We start from the raw sequence: 2,037 nt of genomic DNA, 5'->3' as shown, positions 1-2,037 counted from the left end.
GGTTGCGCGTTGGCCTGCCGACCCCTCCGCACCGAAACCGGAGGCTGAACTCATCCACACTGCGGAGGCGGAGGAGGCGTCGCCAGCGGGATCCCGCAGCGTGCTGAGCTGGCCTGGCCTCACGAGGGCGTTCCCGCGTTCGAGCGTGGCGCCCGGCTGCGCGGCCGCCGTGCTGAGAGGGGATCGGCAGAACTGCGCAAGCCGCGAGGTTGAGCAGTGCCGCGAGCACTGACCATCGGAGGGTGAGCGCGCGACCAGTTTCTGCCAGGCCTTTCGCCCACGCCCCTACCGAGGGCCCTTAAGGCATGACAAAGCCGACGCGTTTACTCGACGTGATGCCGAGAACCCTCGATCGCCCCAGGGAACCGCATTGGCTTGGACCAACGTCATAGGATGACCCCGCGAAGGGCGAATACCGTGGTCAGGGGAGGACCAACGTGGCATTGAACGTCGCCAAGTTACGAGCGCAGGCAGCCGAGCTCGACGCACAGCTGGCCGCGGCCCGACACACCGCGAAATCGCCCGATGGGGTGGTCACTGCGGTCGTGACCGGATCTGGCGAACTCGTGGACCTCACCATCACCGAAGCCGCGCTCCACGGACCACACCCGCAAGAAATCGGCCCCGCGGCTGTCGCAGCCGTCACCGCGGCTCGCCGCGCCGCCATCGCGGTCGCCGCACCGCAGATGCGCGCTGTCCTCGACGACAAACATCCGCGCCGCCGCCGAACGTCGGGCCCGCGGCCCCACCGGCTCCGGCACCGTCGAGAACCGGCGACGCGGAGGAGGAGAACTTCGAAGAGCTGGATTTCCTGACCGACGACGAGGACGACACTGATCGGGGGCGCTGGTGAGCACCGACGACGAGCTCTACAACCTCGCCCGCGAAATCAACGACGCCGTCGCCACCATCCAGTCCACAGTCAAGCGAGCCGCCACCTCCTCGGTCGAGGTCCGCTTGCCCGGGGATCTCGGCACGGTGACCGTGACCGGCGCCGGCGAGCTGCAGCGGATCGACCTCGACCCCGACGAGGTCCGCAACTACACCACCGCCAGCCTTGCCCGCCAGCTGCTGGCCGGCATCCACCAGGCCGAGCACGACGCCGCACGCCAGCGCGCCGCCACCGTCGCCGACGCGATCGCGAAGGAGCACCTGCGATGAGCTTCGACCCGGTCACTCCGGTCAACCCCAGCGACCCCGGGCCAGGCAAGGGCTACCACGTCTACCCCGAAGCGCTGCGCGCCACCGCTACCAAAGTCGCCGACGCCGCGGCCCTGCTGCATGCCCTCGCCGAGCGCGACCTGGCCGACACCGTCCTCGGCGAATACGATCTCGGGCTGCCCGGCACCCTGACCGTCCTCATGCCCGGCCGCAGAGGCCGCGGCACCGTGCAGGAGTTCAACAGCGCCGTCGCCGCGGTCCGCTCCATCACCGCCTCCAAGGGCGGCCTTCGATGACCGACCCCGATCTGCAGCAGACCATCTCAGACCTGGAGAACCTGCACTACCCCGAAGAAGCCGACGGCATGGTCCGCCAGTACGCCGAGCTCATCGGTGCCCACGGCATCCTCCACCTGCTGGACACCCTGCGGAAATTCATCGGCGGCGACATCCGCAAAGTTCTGGTCATCGGCGACAAATTCGCTCAGAACAGCGCCTTCTCCGAGGCAGTCGGGCTGCTCAACGAGGCCAAACTCGACCTGCAGGCACGCTGGCACGGCGACGCCGCCGACCAGTTCGCCACCTACACCTCCGCCGCCATCACCGTCCTCAGCCAAAACCAGACCTCCCTCAAGGCGCTGATGGACGAAACCGCCCGCATCGCCACCGTCATCATCAACAACTACCGAAACCTGCTGCTCGCGCTCGCCCGCTGCGCGTCGAACCTGGCCAAGCCGGGCGGCTCGATCGTGATCGACTTCCTCACCGCCACGCTCGTCCCGCCGACCGCGCCGTTCAAGCTCAGCGACATCGCCGAAGACATCAACACCGCCTTCAAGACGTTCTGGGACGATTGCAGCGCCTTCCTCGGCTCCCT

Annotated in this window: 4 protein-coding genes; all 4 read left to right on the top strand. The window is 68.1% G+C overall.

Annotated features, from left to right (window positions below; all coding sequences use genetic code 11):
* Positions 1 to 437 precede the first annotated feature (437 nt).
* Positions 438 to 815: a YbaB/EbfC family nucleoid-associated protein gene (locus VG502_RS21800; protein WP_414655685.1), complete on the top strand. Its 378-nt coding sequence runs from the start codon at positions 438 to 440 to the stop codon at positions 813 to 815.
* Positions 816 to 849: 34 nt separating this feature from the next.
* Positions 850 to 1,161 (top strand): YbaB/EbfC family nucleoid-associated protein, encoded by a 312-nt coding sequence (locus tag VG502_RS00315; RefSeq protein WP_325547628.1) that lies wholly within the window; start codon positions 850 to 852, stop codon positions 1,159 to 1,161.
* Positions 1,158 to 1,457 (top strand): hypothetical protein, encoded by a 300-nt coding sequence (locus VG502_RS00310; RefSeq protein WP_325547626.1) that lies wholly within the window; start codon positions 1,158 to 1,160, stop codon positions 1,455 to 1,457. The genes VG502_RS00315 and VG502_RS00310 overlap by 4 nt, the downstream gene beginning before the upstream one ends.
* Positions 1,454 to 2,037: hypothetical protein (locus tag VG502_RS00305; protein ID WP_325547624.1), on the top strand; the 584-nt coding region annotated here is incomplete at its 3' end. The genes VG502_RS00310 and VG502_RS00305, both read left to right, overlap by 4 nt.

The organism is Flexivirga sp. (assembly GCF_035551235.1).
GTDB lineage: Bacteria > Actinomycetota > Actinomycetes > Actinomycetales > Dermatophilaceae > Flexivirga.
Note: the sequence above shows the minus strand (reverse complement) of the source record. Positions and strands in the feature narration are given on the sequence as shown.

Coding starts and splice junctions, on each gene's coding strand:
- VG502_RS00310 (WP_325547626.1), top strand. CDS start 1,158: ATGAGCTTCGACCCGGTCACTCCGGTCAACCCCAGCGACCCCGGGCCA.